At 62.9% G+C, this 6,547-nt stretch carries 2 protein-coding genes and 5 pseudogenes; 3 read left to right on the top strand and 4 right to left on the bottom strand.

Going from position 1 to position 6,547, the window contains the following annotated elements; all coding sequences use genetic code 11:
• Position 1: 1 nt before the first annotated feature.
• A pseudogene (locus QY049_RS34320) lies at positions 2 to 427 on the top strand (ISNCY family transposase); the annotation flags it as partial.
• Between the two features lie 129 nt (positions 428 to 556).
• Here QY049_RS34320 and istB read toward each other — a convergent pair.
• Together istB and istA are read right to left on the bottom strand one after the other, a co-directional pair.
• Positions 557 to 1,354 carry an IS21-like element helper ATPase IstB gene (gene istB / locus QY049_RS34325; protein ID WP_128929835.1) on the bottom strand — a complete coding sequence of 266 codons (798 nt, stop codon included), beginning with the start codon at positions 1,352 to 1,354 and terminating at the stop codon, positions 557 to 559.
• A complete protein-coding gene (gene istA / locus QY049_RS34330) occupies positions 1,354 to 2,598 on the bottom strand; it encodes an IS21 family transposase (protein WP_128955111.1) in 1,245 nt (414 codons plus the stop codon). Before istA ends, istB begins: the two co-directional genes overlap by 1 nt.
• A 129-nt stretch (positions 2,599 to 2,727) precedes the next feature.
• Between istA and QY049_RS34335 the strand changes: the two are divergent.
• Positions 2,728 to 3,827 (top strand): annotated as a pseudogene (locus tag QY049_RS34335) (ISNCY family transposase); the annotation flags it as partial.
• Between the two features lie 302 nt (positions 3,828 to 4,129).
• Here the strand turns inward: QY049_RS34335 and QY049_RS34340 are convergent.
• Positions 4,130 to 4,408, bottom strand: a pseudogene (locus tag QY049_RS34340) (IS3 family transposase); the annotation flags it as partial.
• A gap of 195 nt (positions 4,409 to 4,603) precedes the next feature.
• On the opposite strand from QY049_RS34340, the pseudogene QY049_RS34345 reads away from it, so the two are divergent.
• Positions 4,604 to 5,816, top strand: a pseudogene (locus tag QY049_RS34345) (IS30 family transposase).
• A gap of 40 nt (positions 5,817 to 5,856) precedes the next feature.
• Here QY049_RS34345 and QY049_RS34350 read toward each other — a convergent pair.
• Positions 5,857 to 6,483, bottom strand: a pseudogene (locus QY049_RS34350) (IS3 family transposase); the annotation flags it as partial.
• Positions 6,484 to 6,547: the final 64 nt, after the last annotated feature.

Here is a 6,547-nt window from a genome sequence, read left to right on the forward strand (position 1 = left end):
GATGGGGTGGCTAAGCATGGCAACGCGGAAGGAACTGACGGCGGCAGCAGGCGCGCGCTATCGGCGTTCGGATCGCGCGAAGAAGACGCGGATATTGGACGAGTTCGTCGACATCACCGGATTCCATCGCAAGCAGGCGATGCGACTACTTCGAGGTGAGGAAGACGCGCGCCCAAGCCGAAGGGCGCGACGTCGAATGTATAATGAGGTAGAACACAACGCGCTCGTGCTCCTTTGGGAGGCGTCAGACCGGATCTGCGGGAAGCGGCTGAAGGCGTTAATGCCTGCGTTGATTGAGGCGATGGAACGGCATGGCCACCTCGACCTTACCCCCGAGATCCGCGACAAACTTTTGGCAATGAGCGCTGCGACGATCGACCGCGCATTGGTGGGGGTCCGAGAAGGATTAGGTCGCAAGCGTCGGCGGCTGTCAAGCGACGTCCGGATTTGACCCCGCAACGACATGAGGAAGCGACCCCCTTGTTGTTTGCAGGACTGAAGCAAGCCGCTCGCGAAGCGCGCCCTTCATAGCGCTGTAGCGAGCGAGCGGCTTGCGTCACGACTTCTTCTCCGATTTGGCTTCTGGTACAGCGGGCTTCTGCAGAAGTCCGCTGCGGCGCTTCTCCTTCAAGCGATAGCTGTCGCCGCGGATCGTGATTACGTGACTGTGGTGCAGCAGACGATCAAGGATCGCGGTGGCGACCACGGGGTCGCTGAAGACCGAGCCCCACTCGCCGACGCTGCGGTTGCTGGTCAGCAGGATCGCGCCTCTCTCGTAACGACGGCTAACGAGCTGGAAGAACAGATGCGCGGCATCGGGTTCAAAGGGCAGATACCCGAGCTCGTCGATGATCAGGAGCTTTGGCTTGGCAAATTGCGCGAGTCGCTCCTCGAGCCGGCCTTCGCTGTGACCTTTGGCAAGCTGCGCAACGACAGTCGTGGCTGCGACGAACTGAACGGAATGCCCAGCCAGGATCGCTTCGCGCCCAAGCGCGACCGCAAGGTGCGTCTTGCCAACGCCAGGTGGCCCAAGGAGCAGCACGTTCTCGCCATTGGCGATCCAGCGGGCGCTCGCAAGCTCGCGTATCTGCTTCGGATCCAGCGAGGGCTGGGCCGAGAAGTCGAAGCCCGACAGATCGCGAACGAACGGGAAGCGAGCAAGTTTGAGCGTCATCTCGATGCGCCGCTCATCCTTGCGGGCGATCTCGCGCTCGCACAGCAGCACCAGAGTCTCGCGTAGGCTCAGCTCTTGTCGACCGGCCTCATCCAACAACCCATCCAGTTGGTCGCGGACAGCCGTCAGCTTCAGGCGCGTCAGCATATCGCTCAGGCGGTCGGGGACAATGGCTCGCATCAGAAGCCCCCTCCCACAATCGCTTCGTACTCGCCGAGTGGCCGCAGCAGCGTCGGCGACGGCGGCGCGACAGGCGATAACGCGAGCTCGCCAGCACGGCTCGGTTTAAAGCCAGTCAGGCCCTCAAAGTGTTTAGGGTCAACGACGCGACGGCGCCGACCGACACAGATCGGATGAGCGGCCACCTCATGGATCCCGTGGTGGATGCGCACCACGCCATCGGCGATCGTCGCTCTCACCGTCTCGCCGATCAGCCGCCATGGCACAGAGTAGGCGTTGCCATCGATCTCGACCGCGCAGTCGGCCTGCACGCGCCGGATCAGTTCACGTGCGGCCTGGAAGGGCGGCCTCCCAGCGATGGGCTTCAGCGCGTGCGCCTCAGCGCGCCTGAAGCGCTCAATTGGTGCTTCGCCAGTCGTGCCATGCTGGCGTAGGTCGGCGATCTCCCGCGTCCAAGCTTCAAGATGCGCCTCAAAGGCTTCCCAGCTCGGGAAGGTGCGGCCGGCGACCGCGTTCCGTTTGACGTAGCCGACGCCATTCTCGGTCTTACCCTTGGTGCGGGCTCGATATGGCGCGCAGGCCCGTGGCCGGAACCCCCAGTGCTTGGCAAACGCGGTCAGCTTGTCATTGAACACGACGGTGCGCATCGCGGCATCGTGCTCCACGACCAACGCACGCGCATTATCGAACAGTACCTCCTCGGGCACGCCACCGAACTTCACGAAGGAGCTTTCCAGGCCATCGAACCAGCTCTCTTGCCGTTCGTTGCGGAATGCTCTGACATGGTGCCGGCGCGAGTAGCCCAACGTGGCGACGAACAGGTAGGCGCGAACCTTGCTGCCACCGATCTCGACCAGCCGCTCGCCAAAATCGATCTGCAGCTGTTTGCCGGGCGGTGTCTCGAACCGCACCGTCGCGCGCGCCTCGGCCGCAAGCTCCTGGCGATAGCGCTGTACCGCCCGCTCGACCGTGCGCAGGCTGACGATGATGCCTTTCTCGGCTGCCAGCTCCTGGCGAATCACATCGGCATTGCCGTGGTGCTGCCGCAGGCGCTCCTTGAGCCAGGTCTCCTGGCCATCGAGCGCCTTTTTGCGCTGCGGCTGCCGATAGGGTGTCCAGCCGCCGGCCGCCACGTAGTCCTTCACCGTGTTGCGACTAATCCCGAGCTCCCGGGCAATCCGTTTGCTACCCCACCCCAGCTCGTTGAGCCGGAGTATCGCCGAAACCTCGTCCGGCTCCAGCATGGCCTCCCTCCGCGGATCTTTGAACCGCAGAGGACCTGAACTGAGTCGCTGCATAAAAACCCCCGTTCTGACCGTGTCGCGAGGGGGGCAATTCCTCGTGTCGTCAGGGGGTCAATTTTCCATGTCGCCCGACAGCGGCACGCGACGCATTCCCTGCGTCGCAGGGCTCCAATAAGGACGTCGGCAGATTGGAATGATCCGGCGCCCGGATTCGTCGAGGCCGACCTTGTCGCGCATAGCGGTCCATCTGCGCGCGGCAGCTTCATCCAGACCCTCGTGCTCACCGGCATTGCTACCGGCTGGACGGAGTGCGCTCCTCTGATCGTGCGCGAACAAACGCTGTTGAGCACGGTGCTGACGGAATTGCGCAAACAATTGCCTTTTGCGCTGCTCGGCTTCGATACTGACAATGATACCGTGTTCATGAACGAGACGCTGAAAGCCTACTGCGAGGCGGCCAACATCGTCTTCACGCGTTGCCGGCCCTACCGAAAAAATGACCAGGCGTTCGTCGAGCAGAAGAACGGCGCCGTCGTGCGCAGGATAGTCGGCTATCGTCGGTTCGAGGGCGCCTGGAAGCGGCCAAGCTGCTGGCTGAACTCTATCGATCGGCGCGGCTGTTCGTGAACTTCTTCCAACCCTCGTTCAAATTGATAGCCAAGCAGCGCGACGGTGCCCGTGTACGCAAGACATACAGCGCGCCGGCTACACCACACCAGCGCCTGGCAGCGGACGCCCGCACGCCTGACGCTGTCCGCCATCATCTCCAAGAAATCTATGCCGCCCTCGATCCAGTCGCGTTGTTGCGCGACATCCGCGACGTGCAGGAGCGCCTCGCGGTCCTCGGGGACACCCAACCAATCGGCCATCCTGCTGCGGCATCGCAATCGATCGATCGCTTCCTGGCAAGCCTGCGCACGGCCTGGAAGGACGGAGCTATGCGACCGACGGATCGGCCACTCGTGAAGGCGGAGAGAGGCCGACGTCGTCCCGACCCGCACATCCGAGCAACGCCAGAGTTGCGAAAATGGTTTGAAACCGAGCCTTGGCGGACTGGCAGCGAACTGCTCTCGCGCTTGCAGGAGGAATATCCTGGAGCCTATCCGAACAAGCTTCTTCGAACGCTTCAACGTCGGCTGAAATCCTGGCGCAGCGAGCAAGCGAACGCGCTGCTGTTCGCTCCTAGCGAGAAAATGCCGCCAGGGTACGAGGTCACAACACTCCAATGACGTGCGAGGTACCAGCGGAGGAGGCCGGGCGCTCCGAAACCCCGGCCATCTCCGCACCCGGTCTCCTCCTCAACTCAAGCCAGGAGCAAAATAAATGAGGCAACCGATCGCACCCGGGAGCATCAGTACATGAGGCAATACGCGCTCTCATCCTGATTGGCGCGCTATAGGCTTTGTCAGTCCTAGATCAAGTGGCTCCGAAGGCGTCGCATGGATGAACAATCTGGCGTGTCTGTTGAGCGGCTCGTGCATTCTAAACAGAAACACGTGACTGAGCTGCTGCCGGTTTGATGGACACCCGGTCAAGCTAATCCCACCTTACGCCCGAACTCAACCGGGCTGAGATAGCCGATGGTCGAGTGCCTGCGCGTCGTGTTGTAAAATCGTTCGATGTAGTCGAACACATCGGCGCGTGCCTCGTCTCTGGTTCGATAAATCTTGTTGGCCGTACGCTCGGTCTTGCGCGAGGAGAAGAAGCTTTCCATCGCCGCGTTGTCCCAGACGTTGCCGGAGCGGCTCATGCTGCAAACGATGCCGTTGTCGGCCATCAGGCGCTGGAACTGCTCGCTTGTGTACTGGGCGGATTCAAGCGGTCGTCGCAACACCTGAACGAAGGAGGTTGCGATGGGATTCGAAAGCGACGATCACACCGTTCTGGACGGGCGCCGTTGCCGTCACGGGGACGACCGCCGGTAGCGGGGCGATCTGCACTCCAGCGATTTTGGTTGGGGATCGCGCAGGGGATGACCAGCGAGGATGCTGCATTGGCGGCTGGTATGTCGCAGCCTGTCGGAACCAGATTGTTCCGACGCGGGCGGCATGGCACCAGCGATGTTCAGTACTTCGACCAAGCCGCCGTCCGGGCGGTACCTCTCGTTTGCGGAACGTGAGGAGATTGCACTTCTTCGCGTTCAGGGCCTTTCGAGCCGCGAGATCGGGCGCCGACTTAGCCGATCCGTCTCGACTATCTCCCGTGAGCTACGACGCAATGCCGCGACGAGCAGCGGCGGCCTGGAGTATCGTGCGTCGACAGCCCAATGGCACGCCGAGCGATCGGCCCGTCGACCCAAACCGAGCAAGCTTGCGCTCAACACAACCTTGCGCACTTATGGGGAGCAGCGCTGGCTGGCGTCGTCACGACCCTGAGTGGCGCTGCCGTTCCTGGTCCCGCCGTTCCGTGGAAGGGCCGCCCGCCCGCGCAAGGATCGGCGATGGGCCAGGGCTTGGAGCCCAGAGCAGATTGCCCGACGCTTGCCGATCGACTTCCCGGACGACAAGACGATGCGCATCAGCCACGAAGCCATCTATCAAGCCCTCTTCGTTCAGGGGCGGGGAGCGCTACGCCGCGAACTGTCGGCCTGCTTGCGAACGGGGCGCGTGTTGCGGGTACCCAGGGCGCGCGTACGCAGGCGAGACAGGAGCTCTGTCTCGCCGGAGATCATGATCAGTCAACGCCCCGCCGAAGCGGCCGATCGCGCGGTGCCGGGTCACTGGGAGGGAGACCTCATCCTTGGTCTTGGCAGCTCGGCGATCGGCACGCTGGTTGAGCGTACGACGCGCTTCACGATGTTGCTGCATCTTCCCCGGCTTGCGGGGCATGGCGAAGCTCCGCGCATGAAGAATGGGCCTACTCTCGCAGGGCACGGAGCTGAAGCGGTGCGCGACGCGATTACGCGCACCATCATCAGCTTGCCCGAAGAGCTGCGTCGTTCGCTGACCTGGGATCAGGGAGCTGAAATGGCTCAGCACGATCGTCTTAAGATCGACGCGGGTGTCCAAATCTACTTCTGCGATCCGCACAGCCCATGGCAGCGTGGCACCAACGAGAACACAAATGGGCTGCTGCGTCAGTACTTCCCGAAAGGCACCGACCTTATCGTCCACGGCGCCGACGAGATCGCCGCTGTGGCCGCGGCCCTCAATGCTCGACCGAGAAAAACCCTGGGTTGGAAAACGCCGGCAGAGGCCCTTGACGAGTTGCTATCGTGAGTGAACACAATTGGTATTGCGACGACCGCTTGAATCCGCCTTGGCTGCCCCGGTCGGAGTGATGCAACAGCGCATCCGGCTTGCCGCGTCGCCAGACGACCATCAACAATGCGTCCGTCACGAGCTGTGCGGTCATGGCGGCACTCATCGACCAGCCCACCACGCGGCGCGAGAACAGGTCGATCACCGCTGCGACATAGAGCCAGCCTTCGGCCGTCCAGAGATAGATGAAGTCGGCGATCCATTTCTGGTTGGGACGCTCGGCGGCGAACTGCCGGTCAAGGAGGTTCGCCGGTACGGTCTCGAGCTGTCGATCGCCGCTGTCCTTCGGCAAGCGCCGACGTCGCGGCCGCGCCCGCAAGCCTTGCAGCCGCATCAGCCGCTCAATCCGGTGCAGGCCACAATCCGCCCCTTCGGCGAGCAGGTCGCGCCACACTCGGCGTGCGCCATAGGTGCGGTCGCTGGCGGCGAAGCTGGCCTTGACCTTGCCGCCGAGCTCCTCGTCGCTGCGGGATCTGGCGCTGGGCGAACGATTCAGCCAAGCATGGAAGCCCGACCGCGACACCCCCAGCGCATCGCATAGCCATGCCACCGGCCAGATCGTCCGGTGCTTCGCAACGAAGGGGAACTTCATGTCGCTTCCTTCGCGAAGTAGGCTGCGGCCTTCCTAAGAAACAGCCGGATTGGCGTCGCCCGGGATGGCCTGCAACACGAAGCCTAGCGATTTCGCC

It is taken from the genome of Bradyrhizobium sp. WYCCWR 13022 (genome assembly GCF_030435535.1).
Lineage (GTDB): Bacteria > Pseudomonadota > Alphaproteobacteria > Rhizobiales > Xanthobacteraceae > Bradyrhizobium.